The sequence below is a fragment of the Sabulibacter ruber genome (assembly GCF_017355955.1).
GTDB classification, from domain to species: Bacteria; Bacteroidota; Bacteroidia; order Cytophagales; family Hymenobacteraceae; genus Nibribacter; species Nibribacter ruber_A.
This window is the reverse complement of record NZ_JAFFID010000005.1, coordinates 426,926-451,947: the sequence shown is the minus strand read 5'-3', so window position 1 is coordinate 451,947 and position 25,022 is coordinate 426,926. Positions and strand designations below refer to the sequence as shown.

Below are 25,022 nucleotides of genomic sequence, written 5' to 3'. Positions count from 1 at the left end.
TGAATGTTTTTGAATTGATAAAATGGACTTTTAGTGAAGAACAGAAAAAAGGGTTATTTCCCGTTTTAGGCTTCTCTCCTGAAAACAGCTCCAAAACATTCCCACTTCACTCATTCACTCAATCTCTCACTCTCTCATTCTCTCAATCACTCATTCACTCATTAAAACAGCACCGATACCTGCATGCGGCCGGTGTGGATGGTGCGGATTCCCTGGGGTTTGCGGCCGTCGTAGTCCAGGGTGATGTTGAGGCCGCTGCTGAGGCGTTGTTGCAGGGCCAAGTTCCAGGTGAGGTTGTTGCCGGGTCTGAAGCCATTCAGCATTTCAAAGGCCACCGGCGAAGTGTCTAACCCAGTGTATTTAATGTTGATGTACTTTACAATGCCGGTCACGGTACGTTTGCCCACCTGGCTGATGCGCGTTTCTGTGCCCAATTCATGAAATTGGGCCTGTTCCTGATCGCCTAACTCATTGTCTTTGTTCATCCACTGGTAGCTGCCGGTAAACCGGATGGTTTGGTTGGGTTGGTAAGACAACTCGGGCATGGCTTCCCAGGAACGAATCAGAAAGTTTTTGGTGGTCAGATAATTAGAGGCGCTTTCCCGCTTGGAGCGCGTCACGTTCAGACGGCTGGAGAAAACCTCGGTGAGGTTCACCCGCACCAACACCTGCTGGCTGGTATTGTTCCTGACATCGGTGCCGTTGGTGAGCAGCGTTTTCTGCAAACCCTGCTGGAATGTCCACTCCACCCCGTATTTAGGATTACTGCGGTTGAAGTACAGCGTGTTCCGGTAAGAGCGTGTGAGCGACAATAAGCTGGAATCCTCAAAGTTCAAACTAAACGGATTGAAACGGTTACGCAGGTTATCATCGGTGGTGCGCTTGTCAACGGTCACAAAAGATAAGGCCGAAAACTTGGCCATGATCCGCTTCCACTTAATCTCAGAGTTCTGCCACTCCCGGGGCAGGCTGCTGTTGAGCCGATACGTGAAGTTGTTGACGTAGGCAATCACGTATTCATCGGTGGGGATGAACAGCTTAATGTAGTTGCGGCGGTACGGCGGATCAGTGGGCTGCGATTCAAAGAACTCGTTTAAATCCTGGCGGCCGTCATCATTCAAATCCTCAAAAAAGTGCGTACCCTGCCCCGGAATAGTCTCCACAAACTGGTATTCGCGTTTCAGTTCCCGGCCAGTGCCAATGGCGTACGTCAATTCTGAGCGCAGATGCCGGTTCAGGAAATCGCCGGTCCAGTTGATTTTTGAAAGCACGGTGGTTTCGCCTAAACTATCCCGCGCCTGAATTTTGCGCAGGGTGATCAACGCAGAAATCTGGTGGTTCTGCTTGATGACCGTGCTGGTGCTGAAGTTGAAAGTGTTGGCCGTCTGTTTATTGCCCAGTTCTCCGTTTTCGGGCCTGAAATCCACGCGGCGGCTGTATTCTACGCGGTACTTGAAATTAGCGGTGTCGCGGCTCTCCACGTAGAACAGGTGATCATCAAAGTAATTGGCCGAGCCCAACAGGGCTTCGTTCTGTTTGGAAGTGATCCGGTTTTTATCGAAGCGGTACACGTACCCAGGCGTAAAGTACTTGGTGCGGTACTGAACGCCAACTTCGCCGCGTACCCATTCTGAGGTGCTCTCTACTTGCTCGTTGTTGAGCAGAAAGAGGTTCCCGCGCAGCTCCAGGCCTTTGAATTCCTGCGCCATTTCCAGGTAATGCTGCGTTCCGTTTACCTCCGTTGGCCGGTACCTACGGCTGATGCGGTAGTTCATGAAATGCAGCGCGTCTTTCACCCCACCCACCGTGAATGTGAAAATATGGTCTTCAATGCGGGTCTGCCTGGCCGAAGTAGTATTGGTTACATTGCTCCAGTCACGGTCAAACTCAATATCGCGGTAGCGGTCTATGGGCACGAAGTTTGGATCGGTGTACTCGTAGGTCATGGCGCTCCGGAGTTTGTAATTCCCCAGAAACTTGACGTTTCGGTCGCTCAGCTGATAACCAACCCTGATGGCTTTGCCTTGGTCATCCTGGGAATCAAGGTTGGAGTAGCGGTTCAGGTCGTTTTTAGAACCGGCCACTTCCAGGAAAACGCTGGATTTCTCGTCAATAGACCAGATCCCGCCCAAGGTCATCATCTGCTTTTGCATGGGAGTGGGCAGAATGCGAACGGGCTCATAGCGGCCCTGGGGCACCCCGTTCACCGGTTCCACCCACTGGAAAACCCGGCCGTTTACGGTATTATTCTGCAGCACGTAGTTCCCGCCGGTACTCACCTCAGTGAAACTTACGGCATAGTAGGCTAGGGTAGAATCGGTGGAGTACTGGTAGATGGTGTAGGTGCCGCTGGCCGTAACCGTGTCCTTTTTCAGGTACAGCACCTGGTTCCGGTCAAACCGCACGGAGTCCTGACTAGGTACCACGGCCAGATCCTGCCGGTCGCCAATCTGTGAAAGGAGGCGTTTTTCGTCGTTGCTCAGGTTGAGGGTAAGCGGGCTGTTGGGGTTATCGGCTTCGTTGTAGAAGTTGCCGTACACGTTGAACTTGCCCATTTTCTGGTAATGGCTGGCGTGCACTACGCTGCGGGTATAGTTCAGGTCTGAATACTCAAAATCTACCCTGATGCGCGAGTTGCGGGTAATGATCCACTTGGGCGTGAAGGTGATCTCGGCCTGGTTATAGTCAATGACGTAGTCGTAGTCAAAGCCGCGGGTGAGCAGCTTTCCGTCCAGGTACACGCGCTCTGAATTGGCCAGCACAATGATGAAGCGCTCGCCGTTGGGTCCGCGCAAACGGTACGGTCCCTGCACACTTTCAATGGGCGTGATGTTCTCTGAGGCGAATTTCCCCTTCGCCACAGAGGCCGCCACCGTAGTCGCGCTTTCCCAACCGGGTTTGCCGCGGTTTACCTCCAGCGCGCCGCCCTGCACATTTTTGTAGAACCGAAGAAAATGCGAGGTGGGCCGATTCCGCAGCACCACGTCTCCGCCGGTCAGGGTCCACAGGCGGTGTTGCAGCGTGATGAACACCCGGTCAAATTCCTGCAGTTGCTGGGTATTTCCCTCGGGCTGGAACGGAATGTTCTGGTCGGTGATGGAGGCCGTGATGCTGATCTCATCCGTGAGTTTGCCCTCCAACTGAAGATTCAGCGCCGAGTTCACGAATACGTTCTGGGTATTCCCCACCGAAACTCCCCTGGAAATGCTCCCGGTTTTGTTCAGGCCCGGCGTTTTGAACAGCTCCTCCCGTTGAGCCGGCGGGTTGAATACGTACGAACGCTCAAAGGACGTAGAATCCCAGGTGCGGATGTCGCGCTTGAAACTGGGCGCGGCCACGTTGAGCGGCAGCACACGGTAACACACCAGCACCGAGTCTGTTTTGGGTTTGTTTTCGGGAAAACGGGAGAAAAACGCCCCTGAGCTATCGCGTGCAATGGAGTCTGGCCGAAGCGCCTGAGAAAGTGTTGGCTGCGTTATCCCGATGAACTGGAACAGATTGGTTACCGGGTCATAGTGGAAACTCAGCGGAGTTCGGAGCTGCCGCCGGTCCAGGATTTCGATGGTGTTTTCGGCAACGGTGAGCGAATCCAGCTTAAAGGTACCCGGCACCAGTTGCACCCATTTGCACCGGCGGTTAGAAAGGTCCTGCGCCTGAGAAGGGCTTGCCCACAGCGCCGCGATCACAAGAAAGAATATGACGCTCCAGCGCCTCATGGCTGCACCACGGGCAATTTCAGGAAGAACGTGGTGCCCACGTTTTCCTGCGTCTCAAACCATATGGAACCGCCAATTGCCTCCACTCCTTTCTTCACCACCGCTAAGCCAATGCCTGACCCTGAATATTTTGTACTAAAATTCGGAATAAAAATCTTTGGTTGTACCTCGGCCGGAATACCAGACCCGTTGTCTTGCACCTGCACCAGCGCCCACTTAGGGTCCACTAGCTGCAACCGAATTTTGATCTCGGGAGTTCGGGAAGAAGGCACCGCTTGCAGGGCATTCAACAAAAGATTGTTGAAGATTCTGATGAGTTGGTTCTCATCGGCGCTCACGTACACGGGTTCCTCGGGCAACTCTACTTCCACGCGGTGCTGCTGCGGATTCAAGTGCAAATCAGCGGAGCGGCGAATGAGGCTATTCAACTCCAGAATTTCCAATTTCAGATCTGGCATGGCCGTGAAACTGGAGAACGATGTAGCAATGTCGCTTAGTACATCAATCTGGGTGATCATGGTGTTGGAGATTTTCTCCACCAGCTCCTGCAGGTTACTGCGCCCTTCCTGCATGGCTTTGCGCAGATATTGCAAAGACAGCTTCATGGGTGTAAGCGGGTTCTTGATCTCGTGGGCCACCTGCCGGGCCATCTCCTTCCAGGCAGCTTCTTTTTCTTTCAGGGCCAGTTCCTGCTTGCTTTCTTCCAGCTTCTGCAACATCTGGTTATACTCATGCACCAGTAAGCCAATCTCATCGCGTGACTGGTACACCAGTTTCTCGTTGCTTCCGGTCAAAGAGGTTCTTTTCAGGCGCTCGGTCAATAACTGGAGGGGCACCGTAAGAGCACGGGTAGCCATGTAACTCATGAGCACGAACACCAAAAATAGCACCGTGAAAATGTTGAGAATGGTAGTGATAAGCTGAATGAGCTTGGTGTTGAGCTCCTTTTCTGAATCAAAGAATGGAATGGCTAAATACCCCTTGGGGCTTTCGGTGGGGCTATCGCGCAGCGAAACATAAATAGTACTGTAAGGCAGGGAACCGGCTTTTTCCTGGAGTAAGATCCGGTTCAGGCCTTGCTCTTTCAAAACCCCAAACGCCTCGGGGTTCAATCTGGTAGACAATACCCCGGCCTCAAACAAAGTGGGCTGGCTAGATAAACGCAGCTCTCCGTTGGCGTTGTAAATATTGAGTTCGGCCTGCGCTACCATGGCCAACCGGTTAATGCGACGAGTAAGCGAATCTGGCCTTCCTTTGAAAAGGTTGGTGCCCCAGTTACTGGTTAAAATACTTTGCCGGATAAAATCGCCCTGCTCAGTGTAGCCTCGCACCAGATCCTGCCGGTAAGAATTCGTCACCAGACTACCAATGGTAATGCTTACCAACACCAAAGGCACCAACACTCCAAGATTGAGGAAAAGCTGGATTTTGGCGCTGAAGGTGGAGGTAATGGTTTCTATGAGCTGCCCCCGGGAGAGCATCACCAATAGCAATAAGCTGAAGAGCGAGAAGGTATGCAGCAGAAACAGGAACGAGAAATTGGAAAGCCAGGACCGAGCCCCGTAAGAAGGCGTACTCACCAAGGCTACTGTCCCGTTTGTAGATTTAGCCCCTAAGTGGTGGTAATTGGCAATGGTCAACCCCTGTGTATACAGCAAAGGCACGTTGAACAGGTGCGGGGGAAACTGTTGGCTGAATTCAAAATACCCTTCGGTCTTGAGCCACCGGCCTTCTCTCCATAGAGCATAGCTACTGGACGGAATGGTGTTTACCTGGGCACCAGTTCGCTCTACCAGAAGTTCAGGTAAAACGCTGTTGGGAGCTGTGATTTTAGGACTTACCTCCAGAACCACCGTAGCCCATTGCTCAAAGCTTACGGGCACCTTAATCTCTTGCAGGTAAGTAAACCGGCCGGGGTCTGTCTCAGAACCCACCAACAACTGACCTTTCTGGTTGGTACTTCTGGCTTTTGGAGCCCACTCCTGGGCGTAGGTCTGCAGGTTTTCTAAGCTATCCAGGTAATGGAAGCTTTCGCCGTTCACATCAAACAACCGAACCACTACTGAATAGTTTTCGGTGATGTTGCGCAGGTGATGCCGCCTGATTTTCTGCTCCACCATTCTCAGGTTCACCCACGGGGAATTCAGTACGTGCTGTACCAGATGGTCCTGGCTGATGTCCTGGGCTGCTTGGGCTAACAGGTACTCTGTAAGATCATCGCGGTTTTTGAGCAGCTGGGTAGCTACCCTTTGTTTATCGGTGCGCAATTGTACCGCGTAGATATCATATAAGGCAGCCGCGCCTAAACTGGCACTTACCGTGTTTAGCAGAAAAATACTGGCATAAACACTGGCCTTCTGCCCTATTCTGCGGTGCAGTTGCTCCCACCCAACCAGAACCGCACCCGCAAACAGCACAATCCAGTTCCCGCTGGGTGCGTCCCGCCAGAAGGCCCAGCAAAGGGCCATCACCAGAACCGTGATCCAGACGTAGGCAAAGGTCAGTTTTCCTTTGGGAGTGAACGGTAGCCAGTCCAACAACAACCTGAGAATCCAACTCAGGGAAAGTGTATGCAGCACCATTACCAGGTACAGCAGCAACTTCTCCACCCCAATCTGAATGTTCTGGGTGATATCAAGGTTCAGCTGGGTGTTGGTAAAAAGGCTACGGTAGGTTTCGTACCAACTGATGATAATGATGGTAATACTAATCCCGATGGCCAGACAGTACCAAAGTTGTTTTTGGTCTGATTTCAGGAAAAGAGCCGAAAAAGGGATTTTCCTGGCAAAACGGTAGACCAGCATGGCCATCACCAGCAAACAAGCTTCATTCAGCAGCAAATCTCCTAAAGAGGGCGACCACCAACTGGAGGCATACACCCTGGGGCTGAACAACTCCAACTCCTGTACATTGTTCGGGAATTGCGAAAGCAGCATGACTAACCGCAACACCGGAAGTCCTACGAGCACTACCCACAAAGCGATAACCCTATAGCCAGCGCTTTTCAACCGCTGGTAAAGCGACCCCAGGAACAGCAAAGCGGCAAGAATGGAAAACACATACAGGGCAAAGGTGAACTTACCGGCGTGCAACCACTCACCTGGTTCCAGCACTCTCAAGGAGAAAAGGTAATTCCCTTTGCTATCCAGGATAGGGATACTTCCGGCAATCCGCTCCTGGTGCAGGGTAGCGGCATGATCTTCAAAGATCTCAGCGTTAAGCCCACTCCGCAGGTAGGTGTTACTGATTCCGTACCGGGTTTCCAGCGGTATAACGGCCAGAAGGGTGTATTCCCTGGAAGGTTTATGACGGAGAACCAGAAAACGGCCAAATCGGTTTTCCACCATTTGCAACCGCTTGGTAAGGTACCGGGGATGTAACTCCGGCCGAAGGGAGTGTTCTGACCAGAAGAGAAGCCTGCTCCCCTGGTACAGGAAAATAGGAACGTATACTTTGGGCAGAGTTTGGGAAAAGAAGGCAGAATCGGGCGGTAATGTTCGGGCCACTTGGGTCAGGGTCAATTCGGCCTGGCTGATCTTGTGCTGTAAGCGTTCAGACACTTCCTGCGCCATTTGCCTTTCAGGGGCTTCCAGCAAATCGCGCTGCACACTCACCTGCACCAACGCAGCGAAGCTTGCGAACAACAAGGCGGCAAGTAGAAAAAGAAAAGGAAGGGTATACCTGAACTTCAAATCTGCTTTTTTAGAATTTTAGCCATACTACGGACAAACAAGCCAGCAAGTCAGCTCTAAAATAGGAATAATATCACATTGTACGTTTCAGGTCCGTTTTCCTAAAACACACCTAAAACCATGAGCAAAAATCAAACCTTTCTACAGAATAAGAACGGGAATTCAGGTACTAGGGCTTTTTGTACTTGGGATTAAAAGAGACGCTGCCAAAGAAGTAAAGCATGAGAACCCTGGCGTACCTGAACAGAAATGGGGTCAGCAAAATGACCGAAGCAGCTACGGCTGTAAGGTACACCCAGGTAGGCGGGTCGTTGGCCAGAAAGTAAAGGGAGACACCAACCAGGAACACCACCACCACAGACAAGCCATAACTCATGTACATGGCACCCCAATAAAAACCAAGTTCAACCTCATACCTGAAACCGCAGACAGGGCAGTTTTCAGGCATTTGATCGAACTTGCGAAGGTTGAAAGCAGAATGGGAAAACATAGGGCCCTGGTGACAGCGCGGACATTTCAGGAGTAGCCCGGCTTTAACATGGTCCAACGCTCCCACTATTTGCGCTTACTGTATTTGTACCAGAAAAAGCCCACACATCCGGCAATCACGTACGGTACTGCCATGAGGTAAAGAATTCCCTTGTTCAAGCCATTAGCGATGCTATCACCAGATTCGTTTTTAGAAGATTCTACGGAGGCGGTACACATGGCGCATTGCGCCTGGCTTATGGTAGGCGTAAAGGAAAGAAGCACTACCAATAACAACCCTCCCAACCAAAATTTATATTTTGTTTTCATCACACCAGCCTTTTCTCTATTTAACTTAACACCATTGCCCCACTAAAGTTTCACGCGTAATAGGGCGAAATCATAAGGTAAACGACAACTCCTGTCACAGCCACATATAACCACAGAGGAAAAGTCCACCGGGATACTTTTCTGTGGCGCGCATACTGCTTTGAAAGGGCAAAGTACACAGACAAAAGCACCAGGGGTACAATTATGGCGGCCAGTATGATGTGCGTAATCAAAATGAAGTAATACACCATCTTGATGGTACCTTCTCCTCCAAACGGAGTTGGTGCCGCCTGGTAGTGGTACGTCACATAGGAAATCAGAAAAAAGGCCGAGAGAACAAAAGCTGTTACCATGGCAAACCGGTGCAAGCGTTGGTTTCCACGTTTGATCTGGTAGTACCCAATCATCAAGGCAATGGCGGTAAGGGAATTCAGTACGGCATGCAACTTAGGCAAGAAGGAAACATCCAGGTCGCCAAGCTTGCCTGTTTGTGGCATGAAAAGCAGAAATGCCACTAACAAGGGTACTACAACAGAGAGGATAGTAATAAGAATAAGGTAACGGGTATCATTGGCGTTACCAATTGTTTTATTTTCCATTTGTAAGGTTGTACTCAGAAAGGAGCACGTTTATTTCTGTAATCAATCTGTCTACATCTGTAGCATCTGTGCCGTCATACACACCCCTGATGTGCTTATCCTTGTCTACCAACAGCAGTTGCTTGGTATACCGGTCAGTAGAGGCTTGAACAGTATCCTCTAAAAGAGAAGGCAAGCGGTACCCGTTCTGAACCAAGTTCTGAATTTGAGCATCTTCACCAGTAAGGAAAATCCATTTAGAGGGATCAGCCCTGAAACTTTGGGCATATTGTTTCAAAGCAGTGGAATAGTCTTCCTGAGGCCGAAGCGAAAAGGAAACAATCCTTACATCGGGCTGTAACCGGAAAGCATCCTGTACCCTTGAAAGTTGAGTACTTACCTGCACGCAGGGGCTTTGACAAGAAGTATAAAAGAAATTGGCAACGTAGAGTTTACCTTCCAGATTTTTCTGGGAAAAGGTGTTGCCAGCATGAGAGGTAAATTGGAAATCCGGTACTCTATGATAAGTAGTATCATACTGCCACTTCCCTTCTACCAGAGTAGAATCTACAGTAGCCGGAAAATAAGTTCGGAGTGAAAATCTATTCACTCCGAACACTTTTAAAAACAAAAACGCCAGTACGGGTACTAAAAGCAAAGTACCCAGTACCAGAGCTTTTTTTGGACTCATTATTTAAAGTAGTTGAAAACTGACTCTCCGTAGAAAGTACCTTCTACCAGTAACGCTACCAGTAACCAAACCAATAAAACAGTAGGAATTAGAACAGCCCAGATCAACCCTTTTGTCTCATGCTTCAAGTGCATGAACTCGCCAACAATGTAGAAGGCCTTGAAGATAGTAAGACCAATGAAGATCGCATTCCGCAGAGAACCCGCATCCATCATGAAGGCGAAGGCGAATTCAATAGCGGTAAGACCACAAAGGATGAAAAAGGTTTTCCAGATAACCGCTGTTTGAGGCTTTGGAAGGTTAGCCGTTTCGTCAAACTCGTCGGTATGATGTGCGTGAGATGCCATATCAGTTAAAGATTTATCAGATCAAACAATTACACCAGGTAGAAGAAGGTAAACACAAATACCCACACTAAGTCTACAAAGTGCCAGTAAAGACCAACTTTCTCCACCATTTCATAGTGTCCTCTTCTGTGGTATACACCATTCACCGTGTTGATGAAGATCATGATCAGCAACACTACCCCACTGAAAACGTGCGTACCGTGGAAACCAGTGATGAAGAAGAACAAGTCAGCAAACAAAGGTGGTCCGTATTGGTTTACGATCAAGTTAGCGCCATGGATTACGCTACCGTTGGCCAATTTCATTCCTTCATCAGTACCAGAGATAAAGTGAGTCCACTCCCATGCCTGGCAGCCAAGGAACATAGAACCAAAAAGAATTGTCCACAACAACCATTTCTGAACATCATTCTTATCCATTCTGTGACCTGCTTCTACGGCTAACACCATGGTCACGGAAGAAAGAATAAGGATCATTGTCATCAATGCCACAAAAGCCAGAGGCCAGTCTACTCCATGGAAACCAGGGAATGCATTGAAAACTTTTTCAGGAATAGGCCACCATTGGGTAGAGAAGGTAAACGCTTCTGGGGTTCCTTCATATGCATGGTGACGGTGACGGGCTAAACCATACGTTGTTAAGAAAGCAGCAAAGGTAAAGGCATCTGATAAGAGGAAAAACCACATCATCAGTTTACCATAACTAGCCTTAAACGGCTCGTTCCCTCCATCCCAAGTGCCGGTGTTAGGCTGCTCAAAGGTTGTTGTTTGCGACATATGTGTTACAGAATTATTAATGGTTCAAAACTAGGAATACGTACAGGTAAATCCAAAGAGCCCCTAAGAAGTGCCAGTAAATTGTGCACAGCTTTATACGGGTCAGGTTTCTGGAATGTACCTTATACTTGAGTGCCGAAATTACTACAATAATTAGAAATATTAACCCGGTAATAAGGTGAAAAGCGTGTACACCGGTTAATACATACAGAAAAGAACCCGAAGGGTTTGACGTACTACCGCCAAAAAAGACATTATTCTTCACCAATTCTCCCCAGCCAGCCCACTGCCCAATCAAAAAGGCTACACCGGCCACAATGGTAAGTACCAAAGCCAGTTTAACATTCTTGATATTGTCTGCCTTAGCAGAAGAATAAGCCCATTGCATGAAAACACTACTCAGAATCAACACAATGCTGTTCACCAATAGAACCGAAGGCAAGTCAAATTCAAGCCAGTTTCCTTCTTCGCGGCGCACAATATAGGCACTGGTGAAAGCCGCAAACATCATCACGATGCTCACAATCAAAAGCCAAAGCATGAAGATCAACGGATTCATCCGTCTCTGCTCTGTCTGTATTTCAGAATTCATTATCATAACCTTTTCCTTAAAGTCTGTCTACCACAAATGCTATCTGCACAATAGGCAAGTACAAAAATGAACCAAACATGATGTTCATAGCTGCCCGTTTAGAGCAAGTATGCATGAGATAGAAGGTTTGCATCAAAAATAAAACCCCGCATACCACCGCAATGAACGCAGAGGTTTTCCCTGCCATTCCAAACTGCAAAGGCAATAAGCCCAAGGGAATCAGCAGTAACGTATAGATCATAATCTGAATGGCGGTCTTCAGGTTTTTGCCACCGGCCATGGGTAACATCTTGAAACCAGCTTTCTTGTAGTCATCATCCAACACCCAGGCGATAGCCCAAAAGTGCGGAAACTGCCACATAAACTGGATTCCAAATAGAACCCAGGCCTCAACTCCTATGTACCCTGTTCCGGCAACCCAACCAATAAGGGGAGGCAAAGCACCTGGTATGGCTCCTACAAACACACAAATAGGAGAGATTCTCTTCAAAGGTGTATAGAAGAAGCCATAGAGAAGCAGAGATAAAAAGGACAGCGCGGCTGCCAGCCAGTTAAAATAAAAACCGAGCAAGCATACTCCGGCAACACAGAGAAGAACACAGTACACACTGGCTTCCTGCACTGACAAAACTCCTGAAGGCAAAGGACGCTTAGCGGTTCTCTTCATGAGTTTGTCAAGGTCTTTCTCAAGAATCTGATTGATGATGTTAGCAGCGCCTGTTACCAGAAGTCCGCCAAGTACAACAATGGAAGTATTCACCCATGTAGCATCTGGCCTTCCCAATAGAAAACCAATAGCACAGGAGAAAGCGATCGTGGCAGAAAGCCGGAACTTCAAAAGTTGAAAATACGCGGATGCTTTACTCATGGACGATGATGTCTGGGCACTGGATGTTACGTCTTGTACGTACATAAACGTGGTTATGCCACCAATTCGGGGGTAAGTTGTCTAGGTTTCTGAGCGTAATAATAACTTATGAGCAACAGGTACTGAAGCCCAAACAAAAGAGTGCCTAATAATAAATGGAGTGGCTGCGCAAATGCCGGTAAAGCCAGGTAAGACAAAATGATTCCTAAGAGAATCTCAGCTCCAATTACCCATAGAACAGCATTCGCCATTTTGATGAGGTTAGGTTTGCCTGTTCTCCTTACCAATAGATATAATCCAACATTTAAAAGAACAACTAAGATGGAAAGAGAACGATGTACATAGAAATATGTACCAAGTTGATCAATCCAGCTTTCTCTTTGCTGATTGCTCATATTAAATGCAACCAAATCCACTTGTTCCCTTACCTGTGTACCAAGTATTACCTGAATAAAAGAAAGGGAAAGAGCCAGCACAAGAATTGGCATGATCATTCCTGATTTACCACCCAGATCTGCATAAAGCTGAGTTCGTTGAACCCGTACCACTATGTAGATAAGGAAAGCCACCAGGAACAAAGCCAAGGCCATGTGAAGTGTCACCATCTCTGGTAACAGATTGGTAGAAACAACCAGGGAACCCAACCAACCTTGAAAGACCACTAACACAAAGGAGGCTACCGCACCCCAAAACACTTTTGGATCGTTTTTGAAAAAAGGAACAGAATACAGAACAGTAAGGAAAATAAGGATTCCAATTACTACTCCCACTAATCTGTTCACATATTCAATCCAGGTTTTAGTAGCGTTAAACTCGGTTTCAATGTATTGAGAGGGATGGGCAAAAATCTCCTGAGCCACTTTGGTGAACCCAATACTCTCAAGCACCTTCCCTACCCTTTCGTTCTTCTGAATCCGTTTCTCTTTGTAAACCTCCAGATAGTCTGATGGTAACTGCTCTAAACTAGTGGGGGGGACCCACGACCCGAAACACTTCGGCCAGTCTGGACATCCCATTCCTGACCCTGTGCTGCGGACGATCCCCCCTACTAAGATTAAAAAATATACAGAAGCAATAGTAAGTACTCCTACTCTTGTAAACCTTTTAAGACTAAAAGATTTATCTCTCATTCGTTATTCGAAATCTCTCTCATACGGCAGGTTAGAAGACTGCGTCTGAGAATAAGGTACGTTTTGTGGAATAAAGTCTTGAGGAGCACCTGGCTTGCTATAGTCATATGGCCATCTGTATACCACTGGAAGCGGACCTGGCCAGTTGCCGTGACCTGGGTTAACAGGAGTAGTCCACTCAAGGGTGTTAGATTTCCAAGGGTTCTCAGTTGCTCTTCTACCTCTGAAAATGCTATAGATGAAGTTGAAGATGAAAATGAACTGAGCAAAGAATACGAAGATAGCAGCAATGGTGATGAAGCTATTCATATCCAGGAACTTGTTGAAAGTCTCAAAACCAGTCCAGGTATAATATCTTCTTGGGAAACCAGCGATACCTAAATAGTGCATTGGCATGAAGATCAGGTACGCACAAACGAAGGTAATCCAGAAGTGAACATAGCCCAACTTCTCGTCAATCATCCGTCCGAACATCTTAGGGAACCAGTGGTAAACACCAGCAAACATCCCAAAGAAAGCCGCGCTACCCATTACCAAGTGGAAGTGAGCAACCACAAAGTAGGTATCGTGCATCTGGATATCAAGGGCAGAGTTACCCAGGATGATACCAGTTACCCCACCAGTGATAAAGAGCGACACGAACGCTACAGAGAACAGCATGGCTGGAGTAAAGTTGATGTTACCTCTCCAAAGGGTTGCCAACCAGTTGAACACCTTCACAGCAGAAGGAACCGCAATAATCAGGGTCAGGAACATGAAAACTGATCCCAGGAATGGGTTCATACCAGACACGAACATGTGGTGTGCCCATACAATGAAGGACAGGATAGAAATACCTAACATTGAACCAATCATGGCACGGTAACCGAAGATTGGCTTACGAGCGTTGGTAGCAATCACTTCAGAAACAATACCGAAGGTTGGGAGAATAACGATGTATACCTCTGGGTGACCTAGGAACCAGAATAAGTGCTGAAACAGAACTGGGCTACCACCGGTATGAGTCAAAGCCTCACCCGCTACATAGATATCAGATAAGAAGAAGCTGGTGCCAAAAGAACGGTCAAAGATCAAAAGCAACGCAGCTGAGAAAAGTACCGGGAAAGCTAACAAACCTAATACAGCAGTCAGGAAGAAAGCCCAGATCGTAAGCGGAAGCTTAGCCATTGACATGCCTCGGGTACGCAGGTTGATAACAGTAGTGATATAGTTCACCCCCCCTAACAACTGAGAAACGATGAACAATGCCATACTTACCAACCACATGGTCATACCCGCACCTGAACCGGAAATAGCCTGTGGCAAGGCACTAAGCGGCGGATAAACCGTCCAACCACCAGCCGCAGGTCCTGTTTCCAGGAAGATAGAGTAGAACATGATCACGCTGGCCAGGAAGAAGAACCAGAAAGAAAGCATGTTCATGAATCCAGAAGCCATATCACGGGCTCCAATCTGCAGAGGAATCAAGAAGTTACTGAAAGTACCGCTCAAGCCTGCAGTTAACACGAAGAACACCATGATAGTACCGTGCATCGTCACCAAGGCAAGGTAGAATTCTGGGTTAAGTTTTCCACCATCAACCCACTTCCCTAAGATCGGCTCCAGGAAAGTGAACGTTGCCTCAGGAAAACCTAATTGGAAACGGAAAAGGCTGGAGAAAGTACCCCCTATGATTGCCCAGAACAAACCAGCAAACAAGAATTGCTTACCAATTACTTTGTGGTCCTGGCTAAAGATGTACTTCTCAATGAAACTCTGTTCATGATGATCATCGTGATGATCATCATGTCCTGAGTGCACATCTTTATGTAGTGAAATATCCGTACTAGACATACAATACTGTTAAAAGATTATAACTACTGATTTGAGGCAACAGCACCAGCGGCAGCAGTGCTGTCAGCAGGAGCTCCTTGTTGTAACTGAGTGGCAAATGTTTTCTGCTGTTGGGCAGCCACCCATTTCTGATAGTCTTCAGGCTCATCTACAATCATTGTCATCTTCATCGCGAAGTGACCACGACCACAAACCTCGGTACAAGCTAACTCATATTGAAAGTTGGCATTACCTGTTTCTGTCTGCATTTCAGCAGTAGTTTTGGTAGGGATAAACCAGAAGGTAGTTGGCATACCAGGCACCGCATCCATCTTCACCCGGAAGTGAGGCAAGAACACGCTGTGGATTACGTCTCTTGATCTGATTTTCAACTGTACTGGCTGGCCTTTTGGTACGTGGAAAGCACTTGGTTCACCAGGGAAGTCATCCTGAGCATTCTTGTCGTTCAGGTCAATACCAAACTCATTGGTAGCATCAATCAACGTATGCTTCACCAGACCAAGTTTGTTATCAGCACCTGGGTAACGAACCAACCAGTTGAACTGCTTACCCATCACTTCCACAACCACGGCGTTTTCTGGAGCTGGGCTTGTAATTTTTGCCCAGGTTTTCCATCCAGAGAACACCAGGAGGGCCATTACCACAGCTGGAATAACCGTCCAAATAATTTCCAGTTTATTGTTGTGCGGATAGTAGTAAGCAATCTTACCTTCTTTATGCTGGTATTTATAAGAATAAACAAACAGCAGTATGTGGGTCAGAACAAATACAAAACCAATTACGGCCATGGTTAACCAGAACATGCTGTCAATGGCAATCCCGTGCTGGGAGGCAATTGGAATGATCATATCTTCACCTGCAGAGTTGAAAGACCAGAAAAACAGGCCTCCCATGACAATCATGAAGATAAGGAATAGAGCCGCGTTTATTTTGTTACTCTTACCAATGTCACGTCTGTAGCTTCCGGTGAAGATAGAAGCCAGAATCTGGATTCTAAACAGAAGGTAAAGGATGACCAGTAAAAGGATGATTGATAGTGCTACAGCAATCGTTATCATTATCCGTGTAATTTATTATGAGTCTTAAACGTGATGGTGAACACTTTCTTCCAGGAATGGGTGGTTCACAGGAACCAAAGAAGCTTTGCTTAGTTCTTTTGTGAATCTTAACAAGAATACACCCAGGAAGGTTAATGCTGTACCAATTTCAATCAAACCAAAGCCGCTCTCACCTCTCATTGTACCTGGCATAATCATCATGTAGAAGTCAAACCAGTGACCAATCAGGATAGCGATACACACAATCTTCAGCATGATCATTTGACGCTTTGCATCTCTTGTCATAAGAACAAGGAAAGGGAAAGCAAAGTTTATCAAAAGGTTAAAGAAGAAGATCCAGGTGTAGTGATTGTTGTTTCCACCTAAACGCTCCATGAAGTAGATAGCTTCTTCTGGGATGTTGGCATACCAGTAAAGCATGAACTGCGAGAACCAGATGTATGTCCAGAAGATACTGAAACCGAAAACGAATTTACCCAAATCATGCAAGTGGTTTGAGGTAACCATTTTCATGTAGCCCATCTGCTTCAGGATAATAACCGTAAGGGTTGTAGCAGCAAGGCCAGATACCCACCAGCTGGCAAATACATACCAACCAAACATTGTACTGAACCAGTGTGTGTCAATTGACAGAACCCAGTCCCAAGCTGACATAGAAGAAGTCACCCCGAAGATTACCAGGAAGGTAGCTCCTAATCTGATGCTTTTGTTATAGTGGTTCAAGCCACCGTTCAAATCTTCAGCAAGAGACTCGTTTCTTAACCATTTAAAGAAAAGGAACCATAAAACGAAGTAGGCTACCATTCTGATGGTAAAGAAGGTCACGTTCAGGTACCCAGATTTACCCGCAATGATTGGGTCATAGTTTGGATTACCTACTTCGTGTAAAGAGTGATCAGTCCAGTGTAATAAAGTGTTGTGGCCGGTGAAGATGATTGGCAACAGGAAAACTGCCAACATCACAATACCACCAATCAGAATGTAGCTACCTAGTGCTTCAGGTACACGCTTGATCAAAACAGACCAACCAGCGTACGCTACATACTGGATTGCAATGAAAAGAACACCAACTACAGAGATACCAGTTAAATAAACGTTATTCAACCACAAGTTAGCCAGTAAACGTTGGCCCCATCCTGCTGTATGGTGACCCGCTTGAGCAGCCCCGTGAGCTGCCTCCCCGTGGCCGCCGCCTGAGTTTGCAGCAATCAGAAGACCCACTACCAGAAGCACCAACCCGATACCAATCATGAAGAAGAACCGTCTAGTGGCTCTTTGTGGGATACTTAGTCTTTCTTCAGTTATCATTTCAAATATACCTTTAAGGTTAATTGCGCGTATCCTTGGTTGGATCGGCAGTCGTGCCTGTTACTGGATTAGTGTTTTCGGTTTTACTTGGGCCTTGAGGAGCGTCAGTTGAAGTAGAGCCTGTGTCAGACACGTCCGCTCCGCTTGCATCTGTGATGCCTTTCTGCAATTGTCTCACGTACATGGCAATTCTCCAGCGTTCTTCTGGGTTCACCTGAGTTCCGTGAGGCATCATACGACCACGTCCGTTCGTGATTACGTGGAAGATGTGTCCATCAGGCAACGTAGCGTACCGTCCTTGTGTGAAGTTTGGCACCCCTTTGAACTTGGCTCCTACCAATCCGTCGCCTTGTCCTGTTTCACCATGGCAAGGAGAGCAGAAACGCAGGAACAAAGTTTTACCCTCTTCAATGTTGTTGGTTGTTCTTGCTACGGGATTCACCAACTCACGGCCAGCTGCTTCTGCGCTATCTTTTGAAATATGGACGTAAAACCCAAGTTTACCTCTGGCTACTGTATGATCAGCGGGAACCCGCATGTTCAAACCGCCTGGGTTGATGGCGTTTTTGTTATCCGCTAATTGCTTCAGGGGCTCGTATGCCACCGGATAGTACATATCCGGTGCATATTCTAGTCCTGGATCTTGCTCATCATTACCACATGATGCAAGAAGAACGGAAGAGAAAAGAATCATGGAGGCCTTAGCTCCTGTTCTAAAGAAACTGTTCATTATTTAACTACCTCCTTCTCGTTAACTTCAATAGCCCCGTTTGAACGGAGAAGATCATTCAGTTTATTGATATCTGTACCTTCCTTTAACTCAATGGCCATTACATATTTATCATCAGTTGAACGTACATCCATTACTGGCACTTTCAACGTAGGGCGTAAGCCGCTTATGATAAAGAAGGTAATCACCATACCAAACGCCGCACACAGTACTGTCAACTCAAACGTTACCGGGATAAAACTTGGAAGTGCCACGTGGGGCTTACCACCAATAATCATGGGCCAGTCAAAACCCAGCATGTAGATCTGCATCCAGAGGGCAAACGAAGTACCGCAAAGTCCGCAGAAGAAAGCCACAATTGGCAAGCGTGAGCGCTGTATTCCTAACACATCATCAATCCCGTGGATTGGATAAGGAGTGAATACATCATAAATCTTGGTGCCTGCTGCACGAATCGACTCAATGGCGTTCAGCAGAACATCCTCGTCTTCAAATACACCGAGTATATATTTCTTACTAGTCATGTTTGTGATTTTTAGGAGCTGTACCGTGCATAGATGCTTCTGGGTGGTGAGTATGGCTCACGCCGGAAGAGGACTTCAGAATTGATTTTACTTCAGCCATGTTTACCACTGGGAAGAACTTGGCGAAAAGCAGGAACAGGGTGAAGAATAAGCCCATGGTTCCAACGTACACTCCAACGTCAATGCTAGTTGGGGAGAACATTACCCAGCTAGATGGAAGGAAGTCACGGTGTAATGAAGTTACAATGATCACGAAACGCTCGAACCACATCCCGATGTTTACGAAGATGGAGATGATGAACGTAGCGGTTAAGCTGCGGCGGATAGAGCGGAACCAGAATAACTGAGGTGTGATTACGTTACAGGTCATCATTGACCAGTATGCCCACCAGTAAGGACCAGTAGCCCGGTTAATGAAGGCATATTGCTCGTATTCAACCCCAGAATACCAGGCGATGAAGAACTCAGTGATATACGCCACCCCTACGATAGAACCTGTCAAGGTGATTACCTTGTTCATGGATTCAACGTGCTCCAGGGTGATGTAATCTTCCAGTTTGAAGGTTTTGCGGGTAATGATCATCAGGGTCAATACCATCGCGAAACCAGAGAAGATCGCACCTGCTACGAAGTACGGAGGGAAGATGGTGGTGTGCCAACCTGGGATAACTGAAGTTGCAAAGTCCATGGATACGATGGTGTGTACCGAAAGTACCAGAGGAGTTGCCAGACCAGCAAGAATCAGGGAAACAGTCTCATAACGTGACCAGTGTTTGGCAGAACCGGTCCAGTTCATACTCAACAAAGCGTAAGCTCTGCGAGCGATTGGTCCGGTAGCTCTGTCACGGATGGTAGCAAAGTCAGGGATAAGACCAATGTACCAGAACACCAGGGAAACAGAGAAGTAAGTACTGATCGCGAATACGTCCCAAAGAAGTGGGGAGTTGAAGTTCACCCACAAAGAACCAAACGTGTTAGGCAGCGGCAATACCCAGTAAGCTAACCAAGGACGGCCCATGTGAAGAACCGGGAACATGGCCGCACAGATTACCGCGAAAATGGTCATCGCCTCAGCGGCGCGGTTGATGGAAGTTCTCCATTTCTGGCGGAACAACAACAAGATCGCTGAGATAAGGGTACCCGCGTGACCGATACCTACCCACCATACGAAGTTGGTGATATCCCACGCCCAACCTACTGTTTTATTGAGACCCCACTCCCCGATACCGAACCATAAGGTCCGGTATACAGAGTAGATAAAGATGCCGAGGAAAACCAGAGAAACTCCCAGAGCCATCATCCAGCGGACGTTCGGCTTGGCTTCCACCTGCCGGCATACATCCTCCGTGATGTCTGCATAAGTTTTACCCCCAGTTACTAGGGGCTCTCTTATCGGAGATACGTGCTGCATATATCTTTCTGTGTTAAATTAAGCTAAGTTTCTGATTTTAGTTAAGTAAGTAACGTTTGGCTGAGTGTTCAACTCTTCCAATACGTGGAAAGCACGCTCTCCTTGCTCACGTTTCAAGATCTGGGAAATCTGGCTGTTTGGATCCAGCATATCACCGAAGATGATGGCGTTAGTAGGACATGCCTGAGCACATGCTGTAACGATTTCTCCATCTTTCGGACGACGGCCGTCTTTTTTCGCCTCCAGTTTACCATATTGAATACGCTGTACGCAGAAGGAGCATTTCTCCATTACCCCGCGTGAACGCACTGTTACATCTGGGTTCAACACCATCTTACCGAGGTCATTGTTCATTTGGTAATCGAACTTCTCGTTGTTGGCGTAGTTGAACCAGTTGAAACGACGCACTTTATATGGACAGTTGTTTGCGCAATAGCGAGTACCTACACAGCGGTTGTATACCATTTGGTTTATACCCTCTGTGCTGTGCATGGTTGCAGCAACCGGACAAACTGTTTCACATGGAGCGTGGTTACAGTGCTGGCAAAGCATTGGCTGGAAGATAACCTGTGGGTTCTCAGACGGGTTCTCCATCTTCTCAAATCCACCATCTTCACGGGTTGCATCACTGCTATAGTAGCGGTCAATGCGCAGCCATTGCATGTCACGACGATTCAGAACCTCTTGCTTACCTACTACGGCTACGTTATTTTCAATCTGGCAGCTTACAGTACAAGTACCGCAACCAATACAAGAGTTCAGGTCGATGACCATACCCCAGTGGTGGTTTTTGTACTCATAATCCTGCCACAAAGATACTTTCTGAGGTTTTTGTGGTCCATCCGGAGTAGCGATGCGCACATATTCGGTTACGCTCTTCGGATCTTTCTGGTATTTAGCCAAGGTAGACTCCTGCACCACAATACGTCCCATCACAGTGTGGTGCGTTTGTGTCTGGGCAATTGGTCTGTCACCTCCTGCTTTTGCAATCTCTACATTGTTTGCAAAGATCAAGGAATCACCGGCTACAGTTACTAATGGGTAAACATTAGCACCTACGTTGTTACCAGCCTGACCTGCATGAGTTCTACCATATCCGATCGCGATACCAATAGTACCCTGGGCCTGACCTGGCTGGATTAGCGCAGGAAGCTCAATTGATTTACCGTTGGCAGTAACTCTCAGCATGTCATTCTGCTCAACGCCCAACTGGTTGGCCATTGCGCTGGAGATAGTCACATAGTTATCCCAAGTGGCTTTAGTGGTTGGATCAGACATTTCCTGCAACCATGGGTTGTTGGTGTGCTGACCTGCTCCAATAGCTACTTTTTCGTAGATAACCAGCTCAGTACCTTTACCAGCACGTCCGCCTCTGTTAATGCTTACGGCAGCTGCTGCTAGTGTAAGCGGAGCAGCAGGAGCGGTAGGCTCATTGGCACCAGTTGTACCAGTGGCAAGACCGTCATGAACGGCTCTGTCCCAGGCAGCACCACCCCCTACGATACCTGACCATGTACGCTGAATCACAGTGTAGAAATCAGTTGTAGAACCAGTCCACTTCAGTAATGAATCCTGAGCTTGTCTTGTATTGAAGATTGGAGTGATGGTTGGCTGAGCCAAACCTAAGAAACCTCTCTTAGGCTCAAAGTCATTCCAAGACTCCAGGTAATGGTTGTCTGGGCAGATGTAATCTACGTGAGCAGCAGTCTCGTCTTCTCTGTCTGCGAAAGAGATTTTCACTCCTACTTTCTTCAGACCGTTTACTACCTGCTGGCTAAGCGGGTGATCATATACCGGGTTAGCTCCGTAGAAAATCACCGCACCTACGGCACCATTGTTCATGTCATTGATCAGACGCAGCATGCGTGCATCATCTCCTTGACGTACAAAAGAAGGTACAGCGGTATTGATAGTGGTTCCGTTAGCACCTAAAGCAGTGTTGATGGCAGTTACTAACGTCTGCACCGCAGGATCATTAGAATCTGAAACCACCAGGGCAGCACCACGGCTAGCCAACAATTCTGTGGCAGCTCTTTCTACTTGCTTTGCGTAAGCAGTGTTTGGTGCTTGAATTGGTGTTCCACCAGTACCGGCCGCAACTCTATTATAAATAGCTGCTACTACTGCGCTGTACTCAGATGGTTTAATCGGAATACGAACATCCGCGTTGGCGCCTGTCATGGACAGGAAGCTTTCAAACTGGAAGTGACGAGACATTACTGGTCTGTCTGCAGTTACTTTCCGGTTTACGATGTATTGTTTTGAGTATTCTACTGGTGAAATCCAGGTACCTAAGAAGTCAGCTCCAATAGAAACAATTGTACGGGCTTTGCTGAAATCGTACCCTGGTACCACTCCGCCGTTTGCTCTCAATAAAGCGGAAGCAGAGTTTGCATCATAGGTTACGTGTTCAAACGCAGGGAACTGGGCTCCAAACTCCCGGATAACAGTTTTAGTGCTTGGGCTGATGATAGTATTAGAAACTAACACTACTCTTCCTTGCACACCTGTCAGGCGGGTACGGATTTCCTGATCAATTTTCTCCCAGGAAGTAGGCTGCTTTTTAGCAACCGGACCTTTCAGACGGTTGTTATCATACAGGTTCAGCAATGATGCCTGAGAACGAGCATGCGTAGCACCCTGGGTGATTGGGGAAAGATTATTTCCTTCGATTTTGATAGGACGACCTTCGCGGGTCTTCACTAACACCGGGTTGTAGATGTCACCCATGAAATAAGTAGAGGCATACCAGTTAGGAATGCCTGGTTCTACTTCTTCTGGTTTGTGCAGGTAGGGAATTGCTTTGCGTACCGGAGACTCGCAGGAAGCAAGCGTTGCTGCTGCTACCCCAAAACCCAATAGCTTTAAGAAATCCCTTCTGGGAGCCACTGGGGAAGAGGAATCCCCTCCATTGGCTTCACTTACTGGCAGGAACTCAGGAAACTCGTTATGAGCATGTTTCTGGAATTCCGGAGTATTGTTTAACTCCTCTACCCCTCTCCAGTATTTAATTGTTTCTTGCATATATCTCAAAAACTCAAATTCAGGATATGGAATTGATTAGTAGTGGCATTTAGAACATTCTGTTCCACCGTTAGACGCTACCACAAAGGCGCCTTTAGATTGCTTCTCATGCAACTTCACCAAGTTGTCATAATAAGCGTTTCCTTCTGTATTCAGAGGAGTGTTGCGGTGACAGTCAATACACCAGCCCATGGTCAATGGAGAGTATTGTGCTACAACCTCCATAGTTTCAATTGGGCCGTGGCAAGTCTGACATTCTACACCACCAACTTTAGTGTGCTGAGAGTGGTTGAAGTAAGCCAAGTCTGGCAGGTTGTGCACCCGGATCCACTCAATTGGCTTGTTGTTCTCAATTGCACGGTAGATTTTCTGGATTTCTGGCGACTCTTTCTTGATCTGGCTGTGGCAGTTCATACAGATGTTCGCAGAAGGGATATTGGCACTGGAGCTCTTATATACAGAGGTGTGGCAATAGTTACAGTTGATCTGGTGATCACCAGCGTGCAGTTTGTGGGAGAAAGCGATTGGCTGTCTTGGGGCATACCCCTGGTGAATACCAATCCCCATCACTTTGTCAATAGAGATATCAACCAGCACTACCACTACAATCAACCCTACAATAACTCTTACAGCCTTAGACTTGTAGATATTGGCAAAGTTGGTTCTACGCTCCAGCATTTCCTGCTCAGCACCGGTCAGGTCACCTTTGCTTTTCAGGTAGTTTTTCAGAACTGCAGCAATAATAAGGAGTGTAGCTACCAGTACGATCAACACCACTACTAAAACTACTAGCAACAGGTCTACATAACCGCCAACTGAACCAACTGCATCTGTACCAACATTCTTACCTGCCTCTGCTCTTTCCGGACCCTCGTTAGGGGCGCTTTGAACATTCTCAGGAGTTTCGCTTGCGCTCTTGATGTAAGCAATGATAGAGTTTAACTCATCATCAGAGAAAGCGAAAGAAGGCATTTGCTGCTTGTTGTATTGGTTGAATACCGCTACCGCATCTTTATCTCCGCTTTGGATCAAAGCACTTGAGTTCTTGATCCACTTCAACAACCAGGCCTGGTTTCTTCTTTTGTGAACATCACGCAAGCCAGGTCCAACCACCACATCAGAACCTACAGAGTGGCATTGGGTACAGTTGTTCTTGAACAGGGTCTGTCCATTTTCAATCAGGGCTGCATCAGCAGCACCTCCTCCGCCCGCAGCCGGGGTCTCGGCGCCAGGCGTTACACCAGCCGTCCCTGTCTGACTTTGCTCAGGCGTCTGCGCGAAGGCAGAAGAAATAACAAAGAAGATTAAGAGAAAAGGGAGTAGGAAGGTATATTTTGCTCTCTTTTTACAGCTAATCATAGCTTAATTGTAGTGTTAAGAATAGTGAAAGTACATTACGGGCACAAATCTACTACCCGAACACCATTAATCAAACACAATATTCCTTATTTTTAGGGTGTGGTTTACCCCCTTTTTTACATAGGTTTATCAGGGTAAACCCCTTCTAATCGCTTGTTTAGGCATTATTTAGAACCTTTATAAATTACAGCTTGACTTTTTCCCTGCTCTTTTCCGGACTCTCTTTTGGCGCCCCTCTGCCCCTTCCTCTATAACCCCATTCCCTGACTACTTTCAAGTCTATAAAATTTGTTTAGTACAATAATCAATTATTTAAACAATAAACAACTCATAACCAAGCTACGGGAAGTATATTCAGGTATATGAATATTCCTTTCTCCTTGTGCAATTGCTTTTCAAGAGGTACGAAGGATCAGCACTCATGCAACAATGTCCTATGCCTGAGAACCCTTTTCACACTATATTTTCTTCTGCAAGCCACTTTTACTACCATTTTTGGCAAAGGCATCAGCCAGAAGCAATTGCACCATGTCTTCGTTTGTACTATTTGCGGTGCTACAATCCAACCACATCAGCACAATTTTATT

19 protein-coding genes are annotated in these 25,022 nt (G+C 47.3%); all 19 read right to left on the bottom strand.

Translation table 11 applies throughout. The features are described 5' to 3' along the window. Nucleotides 1-161 precede the first annotated feature (161 nt). Nucleotides 162-3,716 carry a hypothetical protein gene (locus tag JT719_RS21870; protein ID WP_207435883.1) on the bottom strand — a complete coding sequence of 1,185 codons (3,555 nt, stop codon included), beginning with the start codon at nt 3,714-3,716 and terminating at the stop codon, nt 162-164. Beyond that, nucleotides 3,713-7,408, bottom strand: coding sequence for a sensor histidine kinase (locus JT719_RS21865; RefSeq protein ID WP_207435882.1), 3,696 nt, complete (start codon nt 7,406-7,408; stop codon nt 3,713-3,715). Before JT719_RS21865 ends, JT719_RS21870 begins: the two co-directional genes overlap by 4 nt. A gap of 169 nt (nt 7,409-7,577) precedes the next feature. Next, a complete protein-coding gene (locus tag JT719_RS21860) occupies nt 7,578-7,898 on the bottom strand; it encodes a DUF983 domain-containing protein (protein ID WP_242693401.1) in 321 nt (106 codons plus the stop codon). A gap of 65 nt (nt 7,899-7,963) precedes the next feature. Further along, complete coding sequence (locus JT719_RS21855) at nt 7,964-8,206, bottom strand: hypothetical protein (RefSeq protein WP_207435881.1); 243 nt, start codon at nt 8,204-8,206, stop codon at nt 7,964-7,966. Nucleotides 8,207-8,256: 50 nt separating this feature from the next. Further along, nucleotides 8,257-8,805, bottom strand: a complete 549-nt coding sequence (locus tag JT719_RS21850) for a DUF420 domain-containing protein (protein WP_207435880.1) — start codon at nt 8,803-8,805, stop codon at nt 8,257-8,259. Continuing rightward, on the bottom strand, nt 8,795-9,394 hold the full coding sequence (locus tag JT719_RS21845; RefSeq protein ID WP_207435879.1) for an SCO family protein: 600 nt from the start codon (nt 9,392-9,394) through the stop codon (nt 8,795-8,797). Before JT719_RS21845 ends, JT719_RS21850 begins: the two co-directional genes overlap by 11 nt. A gap of 80 nt (nt 9,395-9,474) precedes the next feature. Then, entirely contained in the window at nt 9,475-9,822 is a 348-nt protein-coding gene (locus tag JT719_RS21840; RefSeq protein ID WP_207435878.1) for a cytochrome C oxidase subunit IV family protein, read from the bottom strand. 29 nt (nt 9,823-9,851) lie between these two features. After that, on the bottom strand, nt 9,852-10,598 hold the full coding sequence (locus JT719_RS21835; protein ID WP_207435877.1) for a cytochrome c oxidase subunit 3: 747 nt from the start codon (nt 10,596-10,598) through the stop codon (nt 9,852-9,854). A gap of 16 nt (nt 10,599-10,614) precedes the next feature. Next, entirely contained in the window at nt 10,615-11,190 is a 576-nt protein-coding gene (locus tag JT719_RS21830) for a cytochrome c oxidase subunit 3 (RefSeq protein WP_242693399.1), read from the bottom strand. 16 nt (nt 11,191-11,206) lie between these two features. Then, complete coding sequence (gene cyoE, locus JT719_RS21825) at nt 11,207-12,058, bottom strand: heme o synthase (protein WP_207435875.1); 852 nt, start codon at nt 12,056-12,058, stop codon at nt 11,207-11,209. 53 nt (nt 12,059-12,111) lie between these two features. Next, nucleotides 12,112-13,188, bottom strand: coding sequence for a COX15/CtaA family protein (locus tag JT719_RS21820; protein ID WP_207435874.1), 1,077 nt, complete (start codon nt 13,186-13,188; stop codon nt 12,112-12,114). A gap of 3 nt (nt 13,189-13,191) precedes the next feature. Then, the gene (locus JT719_RS21815) at nt 13,192-15,021 is read right to left on the bottom strand and encodes a cytochrome c oxidase subunit I (protein WP_207435873.1); all 1,830 of its coding nucleotides are present in this window, start codon (nt 15,019-15,021) and stop codon (nt 13,192-13,194) included. Between the two features lie 23 nt (nt 15,022-15,044). Further along, on the bottom strand, nt 15,045-16,079 hold the full coding sequence (locus JT719_RS21810; RefSeq protein WP_207435872.1) for a cytochrome c oxidase subunit II: 1,035 nt from the start codon (nt 16,077-16,079) through the stop codon (nt 15,045-15,047). A gap of 24 nt (nt 16,080-16,103) precedes the next feature. Then, nucleotides 16,104-17,387, bottom strand: a complete 1,284-nt coding sequence (locus JT719_RS21805; protein WP_242693398.1) for a quinol:cytochrome C oxidoreductase — start codon at nt 17,385-17,387, stop codon at nt 16,104-16,106. Nucleotides 17,388-17,406: 19 nt separating this feature from the next. Continuing rightward, nucleotides 17,407-18,117: a c-type cytochrome gene (locus JT719_RS21800; protein WP_207435871.1), complete on the bottom strand. Its 711-nt coding sequence runs from the start codon at nt 18,115-18,117 to the stop codon at nt 17,407-17,409. Then, complete coding sequence (locus tag JT719_RS21795; protein ID WP_207435870.1) at nt 18,117-18,641, bottom strand: DUF3341 domain-containing protein; 525 nt, start codon at nt 18,639-18,641, stop codon at nt 18,117-18,119. Before JT719_RS21795 ends, JT719_RS21800 begins: the two co-directional genes overlap by 1 nt. Continuing rightward, nucleotides 18,634-20,052, bottom strand: coding sequence for an NrfD/PsrC family molybdoenzyme membrane anchor subunit (gene nrfD, locus JT719_RS21790; RefSeq protein ID WP_207435869.1), 1,419 nt, complete (start codon nt 20,050-20,052; stop codon nt 18,634-18,636). The genes JT719_RS21795 and nrfD overlap by 8 nt, the downstream gene beginning before the upstream one ends. 18 nt (nt 20,053-20,070) lie before the next feature. Next, nucleotides 20,071-23,076, bottom strand: coding sequence for a TAT-variant-translocated molybdopterin oxidoreductase (locus JT719_RS21785; protein WP_207435868.1), 3,006 nt, complete (start codon nt 23,074-23,076; stop codon nt 20,071-20,073). Nucleotides 23,077-23,112: 36 nt separating this feature from the next. Next, nucleotides 23,113-24,435: a c-type cytochrome gene (locus JT719_RS21780; protein WP_207435867.1), complete on the bottom strand. Its 1,323-nt coding sequence runs from the start codon at nt 24,433-24,435 to the stop codon at nt 23,113-23,115. Nucleotides 24,436-25,022 lie beyond the last annotated feature (587 nt).

Bases quoted from the DNA above. Each gene is read 5' to 3' on its own strand.
- cyoE (WP_207435875.1), bottom strand. From the start codon at position 12,058: ATGAGTAAAGCATCCGCGTATTTTCAACTTTTGAAGTTCCGGCTTTCT.
- JT719_RS21785 (WP_207435868.1), bottom strand. From the start codon at position 23,076: ATGCAAGAAACAATTAAATACTGGAGAGGGGTAGAGGAGTTAAACAAT.
- JT719_RS21795 (WP_207435870.1), bottom strand. From the start codon at position 18,641: ATGACTAGTAAGAAATATATACTCGGTGTATTTGAAGACGAGGATGTT.
- JT719_RS21810 (WP_207435872.1), bottom strand. From the start codon at position 16,079: ATGATAACGATTGCTGTAGCACTATCAATCATCCTTTTACTGGTCATC.
- nrfD (WP_207435869.1), bottom strand. From the start codon at position 20,052: ATGCAGCACGTATCTCCGATAAGAGAGCCCCTAGTAACTGGGGGTAAA.
- JT719_RS21800 (WP_207435871.1), bottom strand. From the start codon at position 18,117: ATGAACAGTTTCTTTAGAACAGGAGCTAAGGCCTCCATGATTCTTTTC.
- JT719_RS21860 (WP_242693401.1), bottom strand. From the start codon at position 7,898: ATGTTTTCCCATTCTGCTTTCAACCTTCGCAAGTTCGATCAAATGCCT.
- JT719_RS21805 (WP_242693398.1), bottom strand. From the start codon at position 17,387: ATGATAACTGAAGAAAGACTAAGTATCCCACAAAGAGCCACTAGACGG.
- JT719_RS21850 (WP_207435880.1), bottom strand. From the start codon at position 8,805: ATGGAAAATAAAACAATTGGTAACGCCAATGATACCCGTTACCTTATT.
- JT719_RS21820 (WP_207435874.1), bottom strand. From the start codon at position 13,188: ATGAGAGATAAATCTTTTAGTCTTAAAAGGTTTACAAGAGTAGGAGTA.
- JT719_RS21780 (WP_207435867.1), bottom strand. From the start codon at position 24,435: ATGATTAGCTGTAAAAAGAGAGCAAAATATACCTTCCTACTCCCTTTT.
- JT719_RS21855 (WP_207435881.1), bottom strand. From the start codon at position 8,206: ATGAAAACAAAATATAAATTTTGGTTGGGAGGGTTGTTATTGGTAGTG.
- JT719_RS21815 (WP_207435873.1), bottom strand. From the start codon at position 15,021: ATGTCTAGTACGGATATTTCACTACATAAAGATGTGCACTCAGGACAT.
- JT719_RS21870 (WP_207435883.1), bottom strand. From the start codon at position 3,716: ATGAGGCGCTGGAGCGTCATATTCTTTCTTGTGATCGCGGCGCTGTGG.
- JT719_RS21840 (WP_207435878.1), bottom strand. From the start codon at position 9,822: ATGGCATCTCACGCACATCATACCGACGAGTTTGACGAAACGGCTAAC.
- JT719_RS21830 (WP_242693399.1), bottom strand. From the start codon at position 11,190: ATGAATTCTGAAATACAGACAGAGCAGAGACGGATGAATCCGTTGATC.
- JT719_RS21835 (WP_207435877.1), bottom strand. From the start codon at position 10,598: ATGTCGCAAACAACAACCTTTGAGCAGCCTAACACCGGCACTTGGGAT.